This window comes from Cohnella sp. WQ 127256, assembly GCF_024519285.1.
Lineage (GTDB): Bacteria > Bacillota > Bacilli > Paenibacillales > Paenibacillaceae > Cohnella.
The window spans coordinates 574,874-596,904 of record NZ_JAMZCY010000001.1 but is presented as its reverse complement, the minus strand read 5'-3'; the positions used below and the strand labels follow the sequence as shown (position 1 = coordinate 596,904).

Annotated in this window: 16 protein-coding genes; 2 read left to right on the top strand and 14 right to left on the bottom strand. The window is 43.4% G+C overall.

Annotated elements, in window-relative coordinates; all coding sequences use genetic code 11:
• Window positions 1-77: 77 nt before the first annotated feature.
• Window positions 78-1,505: an ABC transporter substrate-binding protein gene (locus tag M1K58_RS02425; RefSeq protein WP_256757066.1), complete on the bottom strand. Its 1,428-nt coding sequence runs from the start codon at window positions 1,503-1,505 to the stop codon at window positions 78-80.
• A 205-nt stretch (window positions 1,506-1,710) separates the two neighbouring features.
• Window positions 1,711-2,715 (bottom strand): LacI family DNA-binding transcriptional regulator, encoded by a 1,005-nt coding sequence (locus M1K58_RS02420; RefSeq protein WP_256757065.1) that lies wholly within the window; start codon window positions 2,713-2,715, stop codon window positions 1,711-1,713.
• 174 nt (window positions 2,716-2,889) lie between these two features.
• On the opposite strand from M1K58_RS02420, the gene M1K58_RS02415 reads away from it, so the two are divergent.
• Both M1K58_RS02415 and M1K58_RS02410 read left to right on the top strand, forming a co-directional pair.
• Window positions 2,890-4,092, top strand: coding sequence for a quaternary amine ABC transporter ATP-binding protein (locus tag M1K58_RS02415; protein WP_256757064.1), 1,203 nt, complete (start codon window positions 2,890-2,892; stop codon window positions 4,090-4,092).
• Entirely contained in the window at window positions 4,089-5,819 is a 1,731-nt protein-coding gene (locus M1K58_RS02410) for a glycine betaine ABC transporter substrate-binding protein (protein ID WP_256757063.1), read from the top strand. Before M1K58_RS02415 ends, M1K58_RS02410 begins: the two co-directional genes overlap by 4 nt.
• A gap of 66 nt (window positions 5,820-5,885) precedes the next feature.
• Here M1K58_RS02410 and M1K58_RS02405 read toward each other — a convergent pair whose 3' ends face one another.
• The 12 genes from M1K58_RS02405 to M1K58_RS02350 all read right to left on the bottom strand — a co-directional run bounded on the left by M1K58_RS02405 (window position 5,886) and on the right by M1K58_RS02350 (window position 22,012).
• Complete coding sequence (locus M1K58_RS02405) at window positions 5,886-6,440, bottom strand: S-layer homology domain-containing protein (RefSeq protein ID WP_256757062.1); 555 nt, start codon at window positions 6,438-6,440, stop codon at window positions 5,886-5,888.
• Window positions 6,441-6,713: 273 nt separating this feature from the next.
• Complete coding sequence (locus M1K58_RS02400) at window positions 6,714-9,995, bottom strand: DUF5018 domain-containing protein (RefSeq protein ID WP_256757061.1); 3,282 nt, start codon at window positions 9,993-9,995, stop codon at window positions 6,714-6,716.
• 47 nt (window positions 9,996-10,042) lie between these two features.
• Window positions 10,043-11,137 (bottom strand): peptidyl-prolyl cis-trans isomerase, encoded by a 1,095-nt coding sequence (locus tag M1K58_RS02395; protein ID WP_256757060.1) that lies wholly within the window; start codon window positions 11,135-11,137, stop codon window positions 10,043-10,045.
• Between the two features lie 48 nt (window positions 11,138-11,185).
• A complete protein-coding gene (locus tag M1K58_RS02390; protein ID WP_256757059.1) occupies window positions 11,186-12,931 on the bottom strand; it encodes a sensor histidine kinase in 1,746 nt (581 codons plus the stop codon).
• Window positions 12,928-14,406 (bottom strand): response regulator, encoded by a 1,479-nt coding sequence (locus M1K58_RS02385; RefSeq protein WP_256757058.1) that lies wholly within the window; start codon window positions 14,404-14,406, stop codon window positions 12,928-12,930. Before M1K58_RS02385 ends, M1K58_RS02390 begins: the two co-directional genes overlap by 4 nt.
• Window positions 14,407-14,462: 56 nt before the next feature.
• Complete coding sequence (locus M1K58_RS02380; RefSeq protein ID WP_256757057.1) at window positions 14,463-15,293, bottom strand: carbohydrate ABC transporter permease; 831 nt, start codon at window positions 15,291-15,293, stop codon at window positions 14,463-14,465.
• On the bottom strand, window positions 15,290-16,231 hold the full coding sequence (locus M1K58_RS02375) for a carbohydrate ABC transporter permease (protein WP_256757056.1): 942 nt from the start codon (window positions 16,229-16,231) through the stop codon (window positions 15,290-15,292). The genes M1K58_RS02380 and M1K58_RS02375 overlap by 4 nt, the downstream gene beginning before the upstream one ends.
• An 80-nt stretch (window positions 16,232-16,311) precedes the next feature.
• Window positions 16,312-17,634 carry an ABC transporter substrate-binding protein gene (locus M1K58_RS02370; RefSeq protein ID WP_256757055.1) on the bottom strand — a complete coding sequence of 441 codons (1,323 nt, stop codon included), beginning with the start codon at window positions 17,632-17,634 and terminating at the stop codon, window positions 16,312-16,314.
• A gap of 188 nt (window positions 17,635-17,822) precedes the next feature.
• Window positions 17,823-18,632 carry a pyruvate, water dikinase regulatory protein gene (locus tag M1K58_RS02365; protein WP_256757054.1) on the bottom strand — a complete coding sequence of 270 codons (810 nt, stop codon included), beginning with the start codon at window positions 18,630-18,632 and terminating at the stop codon, window positions 17,823-17,825.
• Between the two features lie 11 nt (window positions 18,633-18,643).
• On the bottom strand, window positions 18,644-19,291 hold the full coding sequence (locus M1K58_RS02360) for a CBS domain-containing protein (protein WP_256757053.1): 648 nt from the start codon (window positions 19,289-19,291) through the stop codon (window positions 18,644-18,646).
• A gap of 178 nt (window positions 19,292-19,469) precedes the next feature.
• Window positions 19,470-20,993 carry an alpha-glucosidase/alpha-galactosidase gene (gene melA, locus M1K58_RS02355; RefSeq protein WP_256757052.1) on the bottom strand — a complete coding sequence of 508 codons (1,524 nt, stop codon included), beginning with the start codon at window positions 20,991-20,993 and terminating at the stop codon, window positions 19,470-19,472.
• A 110-nt stretch (window positions 20,994-21,103) separates the two neighbouring features.
• The gene (locus tag M1K58_RS02350; RefSeq protein ID WP_256757051.1) at window positions 21,104-22,012 is read right to left on the bottom strand and encodes an AraC family transcriptional regulator; all 909 of its coding nucleotides are present in this window, start codon (window positions 22,010-22,012) and stop codon (window positions 21,104-21,106) included.
• Between the last annotated feature and the right edge of the window lie 19 nt (window positions 22,013-22,031).

Genomic DNA, 22,031 nt, shown 5'->3' with positions numbered 1-22,031 from the left:
GGAAGCATCCAAGTTATGCAATACCCTCCGTTATGGAACGATCAGTTATTCCGATGAACGTATCGTTATTACTCCGCTTATTTCCAGCCCGCTTGAATTTCTTTCAAAGCACCATCTAGATCAACCGTACCACTCACGTAGTCCGTCATCCCTTTCCAGAATGTCCCTGCGCCTACAGCGCCCGGCATAAGATCAGAACCATCGAATCTTAGCGTTGTTGCTTTCTGTGCCAGTTCAGCCATTCTCCGCTCTACGTCGCTCGTATACCATTCTGGTTTAGCATCGTTCATCGGTGCGATTACACCACCCGATTGAATCCAAGTTTTAATCGACTCACCCGTAGTGAAAAATTCCATAACCGCACGAACTTCTGGACGATCATTAAACATCGCATATATGTCACCCGCTACGAGTACAGGATTGCCGTATTGTGGATCGATGGGTGGCAGATAGAACCAGTCATAATCCTCGCCAGACTTGAGGTTTTGTGGGAAGAAGCTTGTAATGAAGCTTGCTTGACGATGCAGCCATGCTTTTGGTGGATTATCAAACATAACCTTCGGAGCATCACCAAATGCAGTCGTGACGATCGATTTAGTGCCGCCATATACATAATCCTTGTTCAGCCAGATGTCGGACATTTTCTTAACGGCATTTTTCACAATATCATCTGTAAACGGAAGCTCACCCTTAACCCATTTATCATAATTTTCAGGTGAAGTCGTACGAAGCATAATATCCTCGATCCAGTCTGTAGCTGCCCAGCCCGTCGCCGCTCCACTTTCAATACCGATTGCCCACGCTGGATCTCCGTCCTTCGCGATTTGCTCGGTTAGAGCTAACAATTCATCCCAAGTTTGCGGCACCGTGTAGCCTGCTTCTGCGAACGCCTTTTTAGGATACCAAACTAGACTTTTAACGCTACTACGTGCCCAAATACCCGCCATTAACTTCCCATTTGGACCATCCATAGTCGCCATGTCCAGCCAACTCTGATTGTAGTTAGCTTTCAGCTTCTCTGCGTCCATGAACGAAGCGACGTCAATAACTTTACCTGACTTCACGAACGTGTTTAGCAAGCCTGGCTGCGGGAAGTCAGCGATATCTGGTGCGCTGCCACCGTCTACGCGAATCGAAATCGTAGCTTCGAATTCCTTGGAGCCTTCATATTGGATGTCGATACCTGTTGTATCCTCAAAAGCTTTAATTGCTTCTTCAAATTTAACCTGATCGACATCAGTGAACGGTCCGAACATCGATACCTTCGTGCCTTTATATTTACCTGCTAATGCATCATCGAGCGCAGTTGCACCTGAACTCTCTGCCGGTTCGCTGCTCGCTGATGGAGAAGGCTCTGTAGAAGCAGCTACCGAAGGAGAAGGCTCGTTTGAGCTTGATGCCGATGCTGGAGTATTCTCGTTGTTATTCCCGCAAGCCGCGAGAACAATGGCAAAAACTAGAATGAATGCAGTAATCACAGTGCTTGTTTTTTTGAATGGTTTCAATTGAATCAGCCCCTTTAGAATTTGTTGTTGCGTTAATCGGGAATTTGATTGCTAATTTGATTCCTGTTTCAAAGATATCGCACGTTTTAAGTTTTTATTCACCTCCCAAATAGAATATAAAACATTGATATACCAACTACTGAGTGACATTTCGTCGATCAAGCGGTTTACTGAAAAGCTTTTCAAATTCGACAAAAAATAAAGGCTATATCTTTCTCGTAGATGCCCGCTCAATAATTTCATGAGTCAGAAGCTCACGAAGTACAGGATCTTCCTTCTCTTCGATAATCGCATCCAGCTTCTCTACTGAACGATAGCCGATTTCATACGTTGGTTGTGCAACAGTCGTCAGCTTCGGGATCGTAATTCTAGAAAGCCTAATATTGTCGAAGCCAATAACGGAAATGTCCCCAGGCACGCCAATTCCCTGCTCATCGAGATAACACAAGAGTCCAATTGCGAGTTCATCCGATGCTGTGAAAATGGCAGTGACATCCGGGCATTTGGCCAATAATTTGGCCGATGCGTCCGGCGTATCGTAGGACCATCCATCCACGTATACGATATTGTCTTTACATTCATCTATGTCATGCTCTCTCAGTGCGCGCACAAATCCCTGATACCTAGTCAGACCTGCAATACCGTCACTTAAGTCGAAGCCGATCATTCCGATTTTTCGATGCCCACTATCAATTAAATATTTCACGGCATCGTAGGCTGCCTGTTCATCATCAATCTTAACGGAGGGTAGTTCATATTCCATCGAATGGGTGGCTACTAGCATAACCGGTATGTTCAAACGCTTGATTTCATTGTAATAGTCGGGAAAAATAGGATCACTCGTATATAGGATACCGTCAACTTGTCGCTCGTAAAAATTGTTCAAGTAAGAAAACAAACGTTTCTTGTCTCTATCCGTATTACAAATAATAAGGTTGTAGCCTAATTTCTTCGATGCATCCTCCATTCCTCTAATAATGTCAGCGTAGTAAGGATTTCGTATATCGGGAATAACAACAGCTAGGGTGTTTGTTTTTTTGTAGATCAATCCTCTAGCAAGGGCATTGGGTTTGTACTTAAGCTTCTCTATCGCTTCCAATACTTTGGCCTTCTTATCCTCCACTACCGATTCCGGTGTATTCATCACACGTGAAACGGTACTAATGGAGACATCTGCCATCTTCGCTACATCTCTGATCGTTGGTTTCATTATGTATCCCGCTTTCTTGAAAAGCTTTTCAGACTATTTCGACTTCATGATAACGCTTCCAAACGTCACTGTCAACAATAAAATATAACAGCTATTCCCATGTGTAATTTTGGCTTGTTTTGTTTAATCTAACACTTAAGTAAAGAGACTAGATGTTACTTTCGTGGAGGTCCTATGGCAATTGTAGAAGTAAAGGATTTAACAAAGATATTTGGAAGTGAGCCTGAGAAGGCTTTGTCTATGCTGGCAAAAGGAATGACCAAGAAAGCCATCCACGAGCTGACAAAGCATACGGTAGGTGTAAACCGCGTTAGCTTCCAGATTGAAGAAGGCGAAATCTTCGTCATCATGGGGCTTTCCGGCAGCGGGAAATCCACCTTGGTGCGACTATTAAACCGATTAATCGAGCCGACCGGTGGTAGTGTGCTTATTAACGGAGTAGATATCGTTACCTTAAATCCTCAACAGTTGAGAGAAATCCGGCGCGAAAGCATGGCCATGGTGTTCCAGAAATTCGCCCTCTTTCCGCATAAAACGATTATCGAGAACGTTGAATATGGCATGGAAGTTAAAGGTTTAAAAAAACAAGAGCGTCACGGTAAAGCTTTGCATTCCCTTGAGCTCGTTGGCTTAAAGGGCATGGAGGATAGTTACCCTGATCAATTAAGTGGGGGTATGCAACAGCGCGTCGGCCTCGCCAGAGCACTTGCAAATGAGCCGGAAATTCTTCTCATGGATGAGGCATTCAGCGCACTAGATCCCCTTATTCGCAAAGATATGCAGGACGAGCTGCTAGATCTGCAACAAAATTTGAAGAAAACAATCATTTTTATTACACATGATTTGGATGAAGCGCTCAGAATAGGGGATCGCGTAGCTTTGATGCGTGATGGATCTATTGTTCAAATCGGTACACCAGAGGAAATTATGATTAACCCCGCAAATAAATTTGTCGCACGATTCGTCGAGGATGTCGATTTGTCGAAGGTGCTCACAGCTTCACATGTCATGATTAGACCTGAAACGATCAGCCCAGATCGTGGACCTCGGGTAGCCCTTCAGCTGATGCATGATAGTGGAGTATCCAACCTATATGTTGTCGATAAGTCCAAGCGGCTAATAGGTGTCATTTCGGCTGAAGATGCTTCGAACGCTATCCGCAATAAACAATCTCTCATGGATATCGTTATTCGTGATGTACCTACCTTTCGTCCAGATCAACTGCTGAACGAGTTATTCGAAGTTGTCGGAAGTAGTCGAGTTCCCGCAGCGGTTGTAGGGGATAACGGTAAGCTTCTCGGTATTATTTTGCGCGGAGCGGTTCTGTCCGCTCTCACGGGAAGTATCGATGATGAATCGGGAGGCCATCCGCAATGACGAAGCTTCCATTAGATCGCTGGGTAGAACACCTTGTAGAATGGCTGGGAACAAACTTAGGTTTTTTGTTTGATTTTCTGGCCTCCATAATCGGTGGGACTGTAGATGGCATTTCCTCTCTACTCCACCTTCTCCCAGCATGGGTAATCATCGTGATCATTACGGCGATAGCTTATCGGCTAGGAAGATGGACTTTAGCTCTATTCGCTGCAGTTGGTTTGCTTCTCATCTGGAATCTTGGTTATTGGGATCCTACGATGGATACATCCGCGCTTGTGCTAACCTCGTCATTAGTGTCTATTGTATTGGGACTCCCACTTGGTATAGCAAGTGCAAGATGGCGGGGTATACAGAACATCTTGACCCCTTTGTTAGATTTCATGCAGACGATGCCTGCTTTCGTATACTTGATTCCTGCGGTTACTTTTTTCGGCTTGGGAGTTGTTCCGGGAGTCATTGCTTCCGTCATATTTTCGATATCGCCAACCATTCGCTTAACGAATCTAGGCATTCGTCAAGTTCCCGAAGATTTAATTGAAGCGGCAGATGCATTTGGTTCCACTCCACGTCAGAAACTGTTTCAAGTTCAACTGCCCTTAGCGTTGCCCAACATTATGGCCGGAATTAACCAGACGATTATGCTTTCTCTGTCCATGGTCGTTATCGCATCTATGATTGGAGCTCAAGGAGTCGGTGCTGATGTCTATCGTTCTGTAACCCAGCTCAATACTGGTAAAGGCTTCGAGGCTGGTCTAGCTGTCGTCGTTCTCGCTATTCTACTTGATCGAATGTCGCAGAAGCTCGTTAAGCAAGGTCGTAGGAAAAAAACAGGATCTCTGAAAAGAAACGCTTGGATAGCTGGTGGGTTAGTTATTGTTCTAATCGCGGCAGTGATTTATCAAAATGTCAAAGGTAACAACATTAAAGGCGGGAACGTCATCGGGGATCAAGTCGGGTATCAAATTATCGGAATTGATCCGGGATCTGGCTTGATGAAAGCAGCCGCTAAAGCAATCGAGGATTATGGGTTGAAGGATTGGACGCTGCTGGAGGGCTCCGGTACAGCTATGACCGCGGCGCTGGACAAAGCATACAAGAGCAAGCAACCGATCATCATTACAGGCTGGACCCCCCACTGGATGTTCGTTAAATATGATTTGAAATATTTAGAGGACCCCAATCATTCATTCGGGGAAAGCGAGCAAATTCACACCATAGTCAGATTGAATCTGAACAAGGAACAGCCTTCTGCTTACCAAATGCTAGATCGATTTAATTGGCAACCTTCCGATATGGAAACCGTTATGAGTCTAATCAGTGGAGGAGAGGATCCTAACAAAGCTGCAGCTGAATGGGTTAAAAACAACCCTGAATTAGTGGATAGCTGGGTGAAGGACCTTCCCAAAGCTTCTGGTCAGAAAATAAAGCTAGCTTATGTCGCTTGGGATTCAGAAATTGCCAGCACCTATGTCGTTAAGACCGTTCTAGAAAGCAGACTAGAGATGAAGGTCGAGATGCTGCAAGTTGAGATCGGACCCATGTGGGCAGGGATCGCGAACGGGGATGCGGATGGCATGGTCGCTGCATGGCTACCCACTACCGCCATTGATTATTATGAGAAATACAAGGGAAGCTTCGAGGATTTGGGACTCAACCTTACAGGAACGAAGCTTGGATTCGTAGTTCCAAAATATATGGATATTAACTCGATTGAGGATTTGAAGTAGTCCATACAAACAGATGTGAAGAAACCCAACCCACGATAATTGGGTTGGGTTTCTTCCTCATTTCTCTTACTTTAGTTTTAAGAATAGGTTATACATCGCCTGTACCATCTCAGCACGAGTTATGAATTGTTTAGGCGCGAATTTATTGCCGTTTATCCCTTTCATTAATCCTTGCTCTGATACCACACCCACACTGCTCTTAGCCCATTCTGAGATTGAACTCGTATCTCCAAATGTTACGGAAGATGCCACTGCAGTTTTTCCCGTAATGTAAGCATAAGCATGCTCTAATATAACGGCTACTTCTTCACGAGTGATGACACCATTAGGAACGAATTTAGTCTCTGTCCGTCCTCTGATCATTCCTGCTTGATATGCAGCATTCACTGCATTTTGGTACCAATTGGATGAAGATACATCCTCGAAATAATTGTTGCCGTCCGATGGCAAATCAAGAAGCCTTGCCAATACGGCTATAAACTCCGCACGGGTCGCCTGGCCATTCGGCTCGAAACGATTGTCCGAACGCCCTTCAACAACATGGAGAGCGGTCATGATTTTAAGCGCTTGATTGACCCAATGGCTGAGAGGAACATCTTGGAATGCCTTGTTATATTCCAATACAGAATAGATACCTGAACTGGATATCGGAATACTTATTGACGAAGATGCTCCCTCTCGTTTCCCTTGAATATACTCGAATTTCCCACTCATTTTATTGAAGTAATAAACACCAAGTAGGTCCTTATCAGATCTAGTTCCATCGAAGGCAAACTTAACGTTTACAGGAGGATCGAATGAATACTTTTTCTTCTCAATTCCGTCCTGTACAATCGATAATTCGAGCGTCCAAGCTTCGCCTGCCGATTTGAGGAAAGCACCTTCCCCCGTGCCTTACAGCAGTGAGCTCAGATTCTGTTCGGAAAGCTTTGCCACATGGACTGAGATTTGCAATCCTTGTGCCGCTTCGCTCCCGATCAATTTAAAAAGTGAATTCAATACTTCAGGGGACAATTGTACAACAGTACTTCCAATTCTAATTTCCAATGCTCGATTGTTTAGGAGCTCCGCTGCATTCACAGGTAACAGAATCTCATTAATCCCATCGCCTGCTTCGAGCACTACATCATTTCCGGAAGCATTTCGCAAGAAACTCTCGCTGACAATTTGCGTTCCCATGTCCTGGATTCCGCCGCCATTACTGTTGCTATTGGTGCCACTACCAGTAACACCGCCACTATTACCACCACTACCATTGCTACCACTACCATTGCCACCACTACCATTGTCCTTAGCATCAACAATTACTGTTATCGACCACATCTGGATCGTTCCATCTTCTGCTGTAACGATATATGATTGCGGCGTACTAAAATTCACGACAGCACCTTGATTTGGGCTAACCTGTGCTTTATCTGAGATCGATACGTCAGGTGTCAATTTTGAAACATCCGATCCAAAGGGCATATGAAGGGTAACGGTATGCGCGTTTGTATTTATCGTGCTGACACCGACTTGACCTGAAACCTTAAAGTCTTTAATCAACTTCCCGCTACTCTTTACATAATCCTCAGCATTAATAATTACCGTGATTGTCCATTCTTGAACCGATCCATCTTCCGCTGTAACGCTATACGTTTGCGGTGTACTAAAATTCACGATAGCACCTTGATTTGGGCTAACCTGTGCTTTAACTGATACCGATATGTCAGGTGTCAATCTTGAAACATCCGATCCAAAGGGCATATGAATGGTAACGGTATGCGCGTTTGTATCTATCGTGCTGACACCAACTTGACCTGGAACCTTAAAGCCTGTAATCAACTTCTCGCTACTCTTTGCGTTAATAATCGCCGTGATCACCCAAGGCTGAATTAAACCATTTTCCGCAGTAACCGAAAATGTCTGTGGCGTATTTAAGTCAACGATAGCACCACGCATAGGACTGACCCGAGCCTTATCCGATACTAATACATCAGCTGTCATTCTCGAAACATCCGTTCCGAAAGGGACATGAAGGGTAACCGTATTAGCGGTTTCATCCAGTATACTAGCACCCACTTGACCTGGAACCTTAAAGTCTGTAATCGCCCTCTCGCTGCTCTTACCTGCAATAGGTGCCTGTTCCGCGTTCCACCCTAAGACGAGTGATAAATCGTCGACATAAGTTACGTCTTTATTACCTTCACCTTTCCACAAATATATATTTGCTTCCGTATCCGTTGGACCCGTTCTAAACTGCAACATGGCCATTTCGTAAACGGTGCCGGTTACGCTCGTGTTTTGCGAGCCCCCATAGCCTTGTACACCCAGAAAAGTAACATCACCCTTGAATCTATTCTTAATGACGGCCGTTACCTGATAGTTAGTATTTGGAGTTAAACCCGTAACGGTTTTATCAAATCCATTGTAGCCAACCCCAAGCTCCATAGCATACGTTCCGTTATGCGCATTCGTATTTACAACTTTTCCTTGAACTTCGACAGGTCCCGTCTTGCCCCAAGGTGCAATATCCCCTGTTTCGAAGCCCGGATTAATCAGAATATTCCGACTACTAACTTCAAACGGAGGGGCCTGTGGACTGCCTACCACGCCTGGGCCGTTATATGCTCCCCGGTTCGGACGTTCCGTTGCTGATACCGGATTACCCCAGTAGTCTTCGCCTCCGTTATTCGCAACTACTGCACCCGATCCGATCGCTGGGGAACCTTCCAATAATTTGTATCCATCCACTGTATCTCGGCCTATGCCTCCACTACCCGGGAATACAAACATCGGATCTGTTGTGATTTTGTTCGCATCTTCTGGTTCACTTGCAGGATGATTGCCGTAAAATACATTTGAATCAAATACGCTACGCGGTGCATAATAGCCGCCAGAGCCTAAATTGTAAAATATATTGTTCGTTAAATAATACGTATTATCTTGAAATAAATCACCGCTATAACCGCCAATCATCCAATTGCTTATAGACGGTCCCGAATAGAAAGTGTTGTTATAGATTTGTGTGTTATAAGGAATTCCTTGTGAGAACTGAATGACCCAGTTTCCAACCGTAGCATCATTCTGGCTAATATTATAACGTATCGTTACATCATCATTATTACGAGGATCCATCCGATTATGAGCACCCATGATCATCACGAATCCACCTGCGTTATCATGACTGTAATTGTATTGAATCGTCGTGCCTTTGCTGTCATAATCCGCATCAAAGCCCATACCATCAAGTATGCCATTTGAATTGTAAGCTTCATTGTATTGGAACGTGATATTGTCAGAATTCCCTGTCCACATCGTCGCTGCGTAACGGTTGCCCGTGCTCATCGTGTTCGCCCGGTAATTTCCGTCATATGCCACGTTGTTCTGCACGATCGCTCCAGATGTAACCAATGGTAATATCGCATCGCCACCAAAATCGTATACTGTATTATTCTGAATAACAACATTTGTATGACCTATCCATTCTCTTTCCCCCCAATCCACATAATGGCGGTTGGCCCAGCTGGATGACATGAAGATGCCCACACGATCAACGCTATAAACCGTATTTCCTTCCACGAGGATATCGTTGTATTTCGTAGGCACTGAATTACCTGTTACTGTAAAAATAATGCCTCCTTGCTCGTAACGATTATTGTTAGCGTTTACATCATGAACGACAAGATTACGCAAATAAATATGTTCTAACGTTCCTCCATCATGAGCGGTAATAAACACTCCTTTTCTATGATCGACAGCGACAGTTCCCTTATTCGTAATTTCCAAGTTATTAATTTCCCAATATTGCTGATTGAATAAAAAAATGACTTCTCTCACTGCGCCGTTCCCAGCAATCAACGGTTTACTTCCAACACCGTACATATCGATCGTAATCGGATTAGCACTGTTTCCGGAACCACGCGGATACATCCTTCCGTTCCATATTCCGCCAGCCTTAAAGAGAATCTTATCCCCCGGCTGAAAGATAGTTGCATTCACATTTGCCAATGACTTCCACGCTTCTGATGGGCTATGCCCACTGTTTTGATCATTCCCTCCGTCCGAATCGACATAGTAGCTTACCCCAACTGCGGCATGAGCCTTATCTGTTTGATGAATAAAAACTCCACTACCCATCCCTAATGCAATGACGCAAACAAGGAACAATTTACTCCATTTCATCATTCTGTTCAATGTATTCTAACCTCCTCAAAGTTGGCAGATCTCTAAAACCATTCTCTTCATTCAGCAACAACTCGATCGAATACGTCTCGATTGATTTCAATTTCAGCCTCTTTCGAAAGCTTGTCTATGGTTTGGCTGTATAAATCTACATAATAAAGCTGTTCAACCGCCTTCTTAACTTCAGCGAAAGGACGATAACTGAATCCATCCTTGGAAATGCAATGAAGCAAGTACGCCTTGTTTCCCTCAATAACTACCTCGGACGTTTGTCCCACATTCAAGGTAAATGCCATCTCCGTCAAATTCGGGATCATAGCGTTTTCCCGTTCAGTGAGAGGGCTGAATTCACGTATCGTTAATTTCATATCAAGCTCTTCAACAGCTTCTTTAAATGTCTGACCTTTCTCGAGCTTCTCATTGATCTGTTTAAACAACAAGCTTGCACTGTCCATAGTAAACGTATTTAGCGATAATTCAGTGACCTCGGTAATTACTGTTCCTTTGATTCGAAACAGTCCCTTATGAATTTCGTAATAGTCCATCAATTGCTCATTGGCTGCCGGAAACTGCTCCGCTAGCTTGTTTTGCATCCGTGTACGCATATTGCTTAATAAGTAATTGTAATACCCTTGTTCATCGTATTGCAGGGGTCCATATATCACCTCCTTAAGAAGTTCAGCTTGCTTGCGCCGTTTGTTCTCAACTGCAAGACTCTGAACAAAATCCTCATAGCTTACACTGCTAACGAGATCATTTTGTTTAGCTAGCAATTGCTGAAGCTTAATCTTGACGACTTCTTCCAATGAAAGGGATTTCCACTTTTCGATCGGTACTTCTTCATTATCGCTGCGCGTCCAGAACGAAGCGTCGTAATCCATGTTATAGAGGTTCTTAAAGTAATTGAGAACAACGGCCCGATTCTGAACAAACCTCAGATTGAACTCCCCATACGTAATGGGTTCCCCGTTTACGGCTGCAATGATTTCCTCTGAGCCAATGGGATCAACCACATCTGACGGTTTCTGCAGCATCCAAGCGCTAATGATAAGTGTGACGATAATCATAACCGCCGAGCCGAGTATCAGGTAGATTCTTGCCATTCTTTTTCTGTCACGCTTGCTCGCCAATTTCAACCCGTTCCGTTTGTTCAACAAAATACCCTCCCGACAAAAAAAATAAAACAATCTGGCTGAATCCGGTCAGGATATCCTCATATACAAGCTAATTTTCGTCCCGCCATTTTCCGCTGAATCGATAGAAATCCCGTAGTTTGTATCATAGCGATGTTTCAACCGCGAGTTCACGTTCATTAAGCCGATATGCCGATCCGTCTCTGGTAAGCCCCCTGTTCGAAGCCTTTCTTCGAGCTGCTTCCTCTTCACCGGATCCATGCCAATCCCGGTATCCTTAATCTCGATTAATAGTTCTTCTATACCAACCTTACGAACGTTAATTGTAATTCGTCCAGATTTCCCCGATTTCAGTATTCCATGATGAATGGCATTTTCTACGATCGGCTGAATGATTAATCTCGGCACTGGAATGTGCTTCAACTCCTCGGTCACATCTACTCGCAGCTCAATTTTGTCAGGATATTTAATGCGAAAGATATCGACATAATCGTTGCAATGCTCAAGCTCTTCCTTCAAAGTACAATTGCTTTGAGAGTTTAAGGCGTATCGGAAGCAATTGGACATCTTCAATATAAGCTCGCTTATCACTTCGCTCTCTTTCGATAATGCCAACGCATCAATCGCCTCCAGCGTATTAAAGAGAAAGTGCGGATTAATTTGAGCTTGCAAGGCCTGAAGCTGAGCATTCTTCTCCCCAAGTTCTGCGACGTAAAGCTTCTCATATAAGTCCTTAATTCCCACGACCATGCGATTGAATGAGTGAATGAGTACGCCGATTTCATCCCTTGACCGAATCTTTACTTTGACGTTCAGATTACCCTCTTCGGCCTTCAACATTCCTTTCTTCAAATCGTAGATTTGTAATGAAAGTCGCCTAGCAATGAAATACGAGACAATGATCGAAAGAAGTAGGCAAAGACTGAAAATAGCAATTTGAATCACATACGCCCGTTGTATTTTATTTTGTGTTTTCTTAAACGAAGAATAATAGACTAGACTCCACGGATATTGATCCAATTTGGCGTAAGATACGATATACGTGTTTCCATTCACGTTTTGAAGATAGGCTCCTGAGCTCGGCTCGACAGATTTCGAGAAGAACAATGGAAGCTCTTCCTTGTCTTTCACATTAGAGATGATCGTCTGTTCCAACTGATCTTGCAGCTTATATACGCCGTCCCCAATAATGGAGCTTTCCAAAACATTGTGTGTAATATAGGTTAACGGGAAATCTACTTTAAGGTAGCCTTCCAAAACGAACGACTCCGGATTAACGATTTTTCGAATAATAGACAAGCTCGGCTTTGCACCGAATATCGTCTCGTCTTTATCGTAGACCGGGAGGATGATAAAATTCTCAGAAGATGAGGAAAGTTGCGAATACCATTCCTCTTTTTGAATATCCTGAATGTTACTATAGGTTGCCGTTCGGGATCGAAACAGCGTTCCACCGTTCAAAGGGAAAACTGTGATCGCCGATATCTGTTTCCACGAAATCAGAAGAGAAGTAAGGATGTTCTCTACTTCTTGCTTCTTGTTTTCATCTTCGATTAATTTTTCCATATTGGAGGCTATTGTCTTATTAACCGCTAATGAGAACGAAATTCTATTTAGCAGCATCATTTGCATATCCAGCTTTTGCCCAATCTGTTCAACATTGATTTGAGCCGATTGCTTGGAAGTTACAATAATCGAAACCGACTCTCTCTTATAGGAATAAATGCTGACCATAAGCATTACCAAAGCTATGAATAGTGAAAAAACGACAACAATCTTATTACGATAATTAAGTCCTCTTTGAAATTTGTTCATTTCGCTTCAATCTTTTCTATGTATCTTTGTTTGTAAGAGCTTGGTGTCATGCCTATGCTTTTGTAAAAAACTTGGCTGAAATATCGATTGTCCTCATATCCCACCATAGCCGAAACCTCGCCAACCGACTTATTACCGATCCGGATCAATTCACAGGCTTTCTTCACACGAATCTCAGTTATTATCTCTTGAAACGTTTTACCATACACCTGTTTAAATGTGCGCGAAAGATGGCTGCGATTGATAAAGAAATGCTCAGCAATGCCACTTAGAGTGATCGTGTTCATGTAGTTTTGCACAATGTAGTCCATTGCTTGCTTGACGATTTCTTTACCGCTACTAACACTACGTTCATTTGGCTCGAAGCAAGATTTTTGCAAGAACTCTAGCATCTCGCGACAATAGCGAACCGTATTGTCGCAGGAATACAACACGCTTTCATCAAATAACTCATTGATAATAGGATGACCCTTCCTTATTTCGGTCAAGAGACTGTTCCACGAGTCATTGATGACCTGTTGAGGAACAGCCTGGAAAGTAAACAGCTCCGATATCAGTTCCAAACTTTTTTTATCGTTTTTAACCGCCACATACTTCATAATGACAGGCAGCAATTCACGTGTTTTTTCTTTGAACTTCTTAACGGCTATCGCAGCTGTTTGCTCAATTTCCACATCAAGACTAGTAACATGACACCCTAGCATCAGATGAGATTTCAGCCACGAAAGCCCTGTCTTAACTTCGGTCCATAACTGTTCATGGTGATCAATCCTTGCACAGGAATATACCGTAATTGTTTCTTCATGGACAATATTACCGAGTTCAGAGCAGGTGAATTGCTCTTCCAATCTCTCAAACCAAACATATAAATTAGGCATGCCTGGAAAAATAAGACCCCATTCGTAATGTATCCTCCTATCGAACCACGAGCTCTCACTGTTCCAGTTGCCGATCAATGCCATTTTGAGACAATACCCCTCAGAAAAACAGCTCTTAAATGTATGGGCTGCAGCCTCGTTCAGATTCGTATTCCCGTTGCTCGATAGAATAACCGCCATCTCATCTAGACACTGTTTCTTCCACTTGCGATCCCTCAATGTCAGCTTCTCCACAAACTGCTGTAACGTTTCATTCAACATTTTCGCGTCAATGGGCTTTAATAAATAATGATCCACTTCTAACAATATGGCCTGCTGCAAATACTCAAAATCATTATGCGCACTTAACATTATAATGAGCAAATCAGGATATAAGCGTTTCAAAGCTCTCACCAATTCCAAGCCATTCATAAGCGGCATTACAATATCGACGAAAACGAGATCAATTGCATACGGTCCATGGCATTCCAAGTAGTTCAACAGCTCCTGTCCGTGATCGGACTCAAATGCTACTTGGTAGTTCGGATTTGATATTTTCATTTGAACACTTTTTCTAACTAAATATTCATCATCGATAATTGCTATTTGGATTGTCATTAAGAATTCCCCATTCTCATATTTCCACTATCTTTCGACAAAGGACAAATTTTCATCTATTTTACCGCACCGGACATAAGTCCCGAAATAATATAACGTTGCAGAAAGAAGAAAACCACTAGCAACGGAATCATCGACAATATAAGTGCAGCAAATAACAAATTCCAACTTGTGATATACTCGCCTTTGAAATAAAACACCTCTAAAGGTATCGTTCTGGCGCTTTTTCCCGGTAAGAAGAGAAGCGGTGTCATAAAGTCATTCCAGACAGCGACCACATTCAGAATAACGAGAGTCATGATTGGCGGTACCATTAACCTAAGCGTAATTTTAGAAAAAATTTGTAAAGGGCCTGCTCCATCGATTTTCGCAGATTCCTCCAGTGCCATCGGGACGGTATTAATAAAACCACAAAGCAACAATATTGCCAAGCTGGTCCCGCCCCCTATAATAATTAAGGACACGCCAGGAATGGAATTCATCAAATGCAATTCTCTCATAATGAAAATAAGTGGTGGAAGCGAGGTTTGGGAGGGAAGAACCTGTCCAATAATAAACAGCAGGTAAAAGCTCCGAAACAACCATTTCCACCTTTTCGCGCGCGCGATTCCATATGCAGCAAGTGCATATAGTAGAACACCAGCAATAGTCGAGATTGCCGTCAAGGTAACGGAATTGGTAAACACGTTCATGTAGTTCATTTTTTGGAACGCATCGACGTAATTTTGGAAAACAAATTCACTAGGAAAGCTTAACGGTGAAGAAGACGCTTCCGAATTGGTCTTCACTGAGATCATTAGAATCATGATGATTGGGTAGAAGATAATGGCTGTACAAGCGATCATCACAATTTCGATTCCTATTTTCGAGTAAGTCGACGTTTTCATTCGTAGTTAGCCTCTCTTTTCCGCAAAAACGTATAAACAATTCCATTGAACAATAGCGTAAAGAAAAATAAGATGATCCCCATAGCAGCGGCATAGCCCACTTGATTATTTGTAATTTCTCGGACAATATAGGTCGCCATCATTTCCGTCGAATAGCCAGGTCCCCCATTGGTCAGTCCATAAATAATATCGAACACTTGCATAGTACCACTGAATGCTAACAACACATTAATTGTTGTTGAGGGTGCTAGAAGCGGAAAGATGATTCTCCAAAACCTTTTCCAACTGTTTGCCCCATCTATTTCTGAAGCCTCGATTACTTCATGAGGAATACTTTGCAGATTAGCTAAATAAATAACAGCTGTGTATCCAATGAATCGCCATACATGAGCAATTACGACTCCGTATAGTGCAAAGCTTTCATCTCCGAGCCATGTTTTCATTTCATCAATAAACCCAAGCTTCTTCAGAACCGTGTTCAGAGGGCCATTAAAGTCGAAAATATACGACCAAATATAAGCAACGACAATCGCATTAATTAATGCGGGTGAAAACAATACCGTACGCAATATATTTTTGGATTTCAATGCTTGGTTCAAACCAATCGCAGCTAACAGGCCTAATGTATTCTGAAGCACAGTAACCAGAATCGAGAAATAGATCGTATTGCTCATTGCCTCAATAAAATGTCTCTCTTGAAATAGATTGACGTAATTTTTCATCCCTAAAAAAGTAAAATTCGTCGTAATGCCGTTAAAATCAGTCAGACTAAAATAGAAGCTAGATAATGAAGGGATAATCTTAAATACCATATAAAGAATCAGCACCGGCAGGACCATTAATAAGTAAATGTAAAAGTTATCATACGTCAAGGTCCCTTTCTTAAATTTGATTGCATGCTGCTTCCGGTTTTTCACTTGTACGGATGATGTAGCCATCGTTGTCCTCCTAAAGAAAAGCAATCCCATGGGAGATATGGCTGTTCACTGAGGAACAGCCACCCCTTGAAATTCATAGCTTATTTATTTACTGCTTTATCGCGTGCTACTTGCATTTCTTTCGTAATGTCCTCAGGATTAGCATTCTTATTGGCAATCAGTAGCGGAATCATTTTTGTTTCTGGAGTCCAGAAATCAATGTTATATTTACCGGATGGAATATACGGTTGAATAACGTCACCATTTTTCAGCGCTGCAGCAAACGGAGCCGCATGCTGATCATCCGTACTCGTTCCGTTCACTAGAGGCGAGAATGCGCTCTGACTTTTGACATATTGCGACAGGTTCTCATCCTTCATGAACCAATCCACGAATGTATTCGCTGCATCAAGCTGCTTGGATTTAGCATTTACCCACCAGCCAGTTCCATAAATGATATTAACCTTAGCGTTACCACTGTCATTTACAGGAGCCGCACCAAACACGAATTTAAAGTCTTTATTCGCTTGAGACAATTGGGAAATCATCCACGTTCCGCCGATCATAAACGCGCTGTTCCCCTTCAAATATTCTGAAATCGCCGCATCACTGAACTCCATACCTAAGGATTGTTCACCGTTAATATATCCACTTTGAGATAATTGCTGAATCTTCTTCAGAGCTGGGCCGTACCAAGCATCCATCGTTAATTCGCCTGATTCTACTTGCGCAGCTGTCGTATCCGTATTGTTTTGGAATACCGTCAAATCTGCGAAAACCGCAGCTGACCAACCGGTTTTGTTGCCCATCACAATGGGTGTAACTCCTGCTTGTTTCAATTTCTCACAAGCTGCCAAAAATTCTTCCCAGTTTTTCGGAATTTGCAAACCATTCTTTTCTAGAACATCTGTATTAAAGAACATACCCAAGCCGCTCAACTCAATTGGAGCTCCATAAACCTTTTTGTCTTCTGATGTTGATTGCGCCAGCGCTTTTACAGCATCCCCTAGCTCACTTGCCCAAGGACGATCCGACATATTTGCAATGTCCCCAGATTTAGCAAAAACCTTTTCAATCTCGGAATTACCATTCATATACACATCAGGGCCTTCGCCGCCAGCGAACTTCGCTTTGAGAGCATCATGGTATCCACTTCCAGTGGAAGTCGCTTCATAATCGATTTTGATATCTGGATTTTCGGTTTCGAATTTTTTAATTAAATCCGGCAGAGCGCCAGCTTCCGAGCCTGCTTTATGTGAAAAAACAGTGAGTGTGACCTGCTTGTTTGCAGATGGCGCGTTAGTACCCGCCGCTTTTTCGCTAGCGTTACCTCCGCTCCCCTCATTATTGCTTCCACATGCGGATAAGAAAATGCTAGATGCTAGAACCAAAACAGTAGCTCCAAGAAAACTGCGCTTGACCATTTCTTCATTCCCCTTTTCTAATAAATTGCGATTGCTTTGTAGTTCTTTATCATCATACATTCAAATGATAGCGCTTTAAATGCGGTGAATGTTGCAGGTTCGTGTTGAATATTATCACAATCGGGAGCTAAACATTTAGGTAAAATAATTGAAAGACCTTCCGAAATCGGAAGGTCTTTCAATTATCATTAATTTGAGAGAAGCTCCATAATCAGTCCGGCAGTCTCCTCGATTGCCTTTTCGGATACGTCGATAATGGGACACTTTAACCGCTCCATAATCTCAAAAGCGAATTGCAGCTCTTTTTCAATTCGCTCCATAGAAGCATACTTTGCTTGACTCGGTAACCCCAAAGCTTTCAAGCGCTCAGTACGGATTTTAAGTAAGCGTTCCGGATGCATCGTCAAACCAACAACGAGACGATTAGATGCTGTAAATAACTCTTGCGGCGGTTTAACCTCTATGGTGAGCGGATAGTTCGCCGTCTTGATTCCCTTATGCGCCAAATAGATGCTTAATGGTGTCTTCGATGTCCGCGAAATTCCGACGAGCACCACTTGTGCCTGCAGCAATCCTCGGGCATCTTTGCCATCATCGTACTTGACGGCAAATTCAACTGCTTCTATTTTACGATAGTAATTCTCATCCATCTCATGAAGCAAGCCCGGTTTATATTTCGGTGAATCATTGAACGTATCAATAAAGGCTTGCATCATCGGGCCCATGACATCAACAGCACGGACGCCCAGCCGAATTGTCTCTTCTCTCATCGTTTCACGTAACTCAGGCTGAACAAGGGTGTACGCGATAAAACCTCCGACTAACACAGCTTCTTGAATGATCGACTTAATTTCATCCTCATGCTTGATGTTGCCAAACCTACGAATTTTGACCTGTTCGGTCGCGAATTGACGAGCCGTTGCTTTCGCGACAGCCTCCGCTGTTTCACCGACGGCGTCCGAACATACGAAAATAACCTTCTGTCGTTGCTCCGACATCCATTCTCCCCCTACTCAGTGATAAACCCCGAGGTCAAGTCTACCAATGCTTGCGTCATATTGGTTTTGGTAATTCGCCCTACCACTTCAAGGCGATTGTGGTCACTATGAGCATTCACGACCGGCATGCCACCAACTTGAAAGTCGAGCATTTTTTTGGCAGCCTCCAGCACCGAATCTTCGGGAGAAACGTATGCAAGACGCGTGACTCTAGTCATGACCATACTGATCGGGATAGCTGCAGCATTCGGATTACCTAAAGTCACTTTAAGCAGATCCTTCAGGGAAACCATCCCTGTGAGCGATCCCTGGTCATCCGTAACCGTTAGAAATCCGGTATTCTCTACGTACAAGGCAATGACTGCGTCGTTAACCGTGGCGCTATCTACGATAATAACAGGTCGATTCATGACATCTTTGACCTTCAGATTCATGAACTTCTCACTCTGCTGGCCTTCTGAAGTCATAACCTTTCCGAGGAAATAGCCGACTTTAGGCTTGGCATCGATATAGCCAAGCATGACTAACACAGACAAGTCCGACCTAATGGTCGGACGGCTAATTCCCAAGCACTCGGCGATTTGCTCACCGGTGATGGGGGCATGTTTTTTGACAATCTCGATAATCGTTAATTGCCTTACTGTGAGTTCGATAACCATCTCACTCCTTTATTACTCTATCTCAACAACTTGTACAATTATAAGCTAACTAATTCCTACTAAGAAACAAAACGATTATACCACCTTTATGGTATACCATAAAATAATATATGACACAATATATAAGTGATTTGATTTTTGTGTTGTCATATTAGGATGGATTATGAGTTCACAGCAGTTAAACAGACTCTTGCGTATGCCCAGAACTCGCGCGTTCCTTGCCTTTGTCAGATTCACCAGCGTTTTTGTTGGCAGCGTCGCGATCCTGCTGCATCTCTTCTACCGATTTTACTTTCAAGCGAGCAGCACCGCGATAGCCGTCATTCGTTGGAATGAGATTTCCAGACGCAAGACGACTCTTAGCTGCTTCAATCGAATAGCCGTACTGAGGAAGCCACTTTTCCTGCGCAACAAGCATTTCATCGACCATCTGCCATACTTCTCGCGGATTACATACCGCTCCGACTAGTGGATCCATCATGAAGGCTTGGCGAAGAAGCTGGTCATCCCCATGAACGGCTGCTTCAACCGCAAGTCTTTGCACGGAAATGCTAACATTACAAACCGCTGCTGGACCTAAAGGTAGCTTACCGACAAGTGGCATAGAGATTCCGTTGCGGTCCACATAACCCGGTGCCTCGATAATTGCATCCTCAGGTAGATTCGCAATAACGTCGTTATTCCTCACATTGAAGTGTCCGCGATATACCCGTCCCGTTTCCAATCCTTCTATGATATAAGAGCCATGCTCTTCTCCACGCTCTTCAGCGATATATTTCATTGGAGGCTCTTTCATCCAGTTCGGGAAATCCGTCTCGAACCAGTTACGACCTTCGGTGCATACCCGTAAATAACCACCTGTCTCACCGTTGATCCAATAACTAAGATCAATCCACTGCTCGATCTCTTCCGGGCGCTTGCGATACCATGGCACATACTCACTTAGGTGCCCATTCGATTCCGTGCTATAGTATCCGAACCTACGAAGCATATCGATACGAACCTTCTCCGTACGGCTGAAATCCGGATGCTTCTCGAACGCTTCGAGTAGCTTGCCCGTTAGATCCTCACCATTGTGACGAATTTGAATGTACCAGGTTTGGTGATTGATACCCGCACAGATGATGTCGACTTCCTTCTTCTCTAAACCGAAAACTTCAGCAATCTGCCAGTGCCCACCCTGTACGCCGTGACAAAGTCCAATCGTACGAACTCCGCCATACTCATTGCACGCCCATGTAAGCATTGCCATTGGATTCGCATAGTTCAAGAGCAACACATTATGTGCAGCTACCTCGCGAATATCCTTACATATATTTAGCATCTCTGCGATCCCGCGTTGTCCATACATAATGCCGCCCGCCGACAAGGTATCTCCTACACATTGGTCGACTCCATATTTCAGAGGAATGTCTACATCTGTCGCAAATGCTTCCAAGCCCCCAACCCGAATCGTACAGAAAACATATTTCGCTCCTTCAAGTGCTTTACGCCGATCCGTTGTGGCTACAATCTGAATAGATAACCCATTTTCCGTAATATCTCTTTGGCATAGCTGTGTTACCATCTCAAGGTTGTGTGCATTAATGTCTGTAAAAGCAACCTCAATCTCATTAAACTCGGGCACACTTAGTAAATCGCGAAGCAATCCACGAGTGAATCCGATACTTCCAGCTCCAATAAACGCGATCTTAAAAGTCATTTCTTTCGCCCTCCAGCTCATGATCAAATGAAATCATTCCGTTTGATTCATTGTAACCAGCTTAATAGAGAAAGCGTTATCAAAATCATGACCTTCTTACGGAGCATCTGTCAAAAATCCTCACTTCTCAACTCCAAATAACGATGAGTATTCATGGAATTTCGGAATTCAATCGGGGTTAACTTTGAGTGCTTCTTAAAGAGGGCATGAAAGTATTGCCTACTTCCAATACCCACGTAATCGGAAATATCTGCGACCTGAATATCCGTATGAAGGAGCAGCATTTTCGCCTTTTCCATACGAATTGCCGTTAAATACTCCATCAATGTTTGGCCCGTTTGCGCTTTAAAAATTCGTTGCAAATAACCGGGATGCAGGATGACAAACGATGCGATTTCCTGTACGAGAATATTACGATCATAATTCTGATACATAAATTCAATACTCGTCTTCACATAATGCTCCGCTTGCTGCCATCGGTTCTTTTCCGCTTCGCGCCTCAATCTGCTAATTCGAATCAAAAGCTGGGATAGAAGCATACGGTCTAACATGCCACCGTCGTTACCTCGTTCGTCCAGCTCCAATACCAAGGCTTTCAAACAATGATACACCTCGTCTGGATCCTGCAGCTTCAAATAAGAGACTGGGGAAGCAACCATCGCTCGAAGTGTCTCCTCTTCATCCGCAACTTGCTTAATGGATGGAAACCCACCCGTATGTGTGGTAAAGCCAAACTCAACATTTAGCATTCGACATGTGTGCTCAACGATAAGGCGATGAGGAACATTGGAATCTAGCAAAATAAACTCACCTTTAGTGAGCCTAACCTTATCTTGCTTGCCCGCTTCCCCATCCCACTCGACTAAACACTCGCCATGAATAACGTACATGATCTCAGTGGAATCATGTTGATGGAAAGCCATCTGAAATTCTTCCCATTGCTTAAAATAATAAGCATAAATACGGGGAGAATAATGAGCATTCAATAAATCTGCATCGAAAATGCTACCGTTTCTCATCGGATCCTCCTGATTAATC